The sequence below is a fragment of the Pseudomonas sp. Pseusp97 genome (assembly GCF_047304025.1).
Classification (GTDB): domain Bacteria; phylum Pseudomonadota; class Gammaproteobacteria; order Pseudomonadales; family Pseudomonadaceae; genus Pseudomonas.
Map to the genome: position 1 here is coordinate 1 of NZ_JBGLYK010000505.1, position 371 is coordinate 371.

The window sequence follows — 371 nt, forward strand, 5'->3', positions numbered from 1 at the left end:
GCGGTGATCCCGCTGGCGGCCGAAGGTGGCCGCGCCGCCCTGCGCGCCAGCGGCAAGCTCGCCGAGTACCAGCACGTCATCGACACCATCCGCCGCTTCGGCGGGCACAAGACCAAGGCGGCGCAAAGCCTGGGCATGACCACCCGCGCGCTGCGCTACCGGCTCAACGCGATGCGTGAGCAGGGCGTGCAGGTGCAGTTCTGATTTCGTTTCCGCAGGGGAGACTTCCATGAGTTCGATCATGCAGGTGCAGCAGGACATGCTGGACCGGATGAACCGTTACGCCGACCTCGCCAGCGGCCCGGCCGTGCGGCCCGCTGCGCAGCCCTCCGGCAACGCGCCGGCACAGGGCATCGGCGCGAGCTTCGAGC

At 69.8% G+C, this 371-nt stretch carries 1 protein-coding gene; it reads left to right on the plus strand.

Annotated features, from left to right (window positions below; translation table 11 throughout):
• Positions 1-204 (plus strand): helix-turn-helix domain-containing protein (locus ACCC94_RS30130; protein ID WP_413353226.1); only part of this gene is annotated, 204 nt, incomplete at its 5' end.
• Between the last annotated feature and the right edge of the window lie 167 nt (positions 205-371).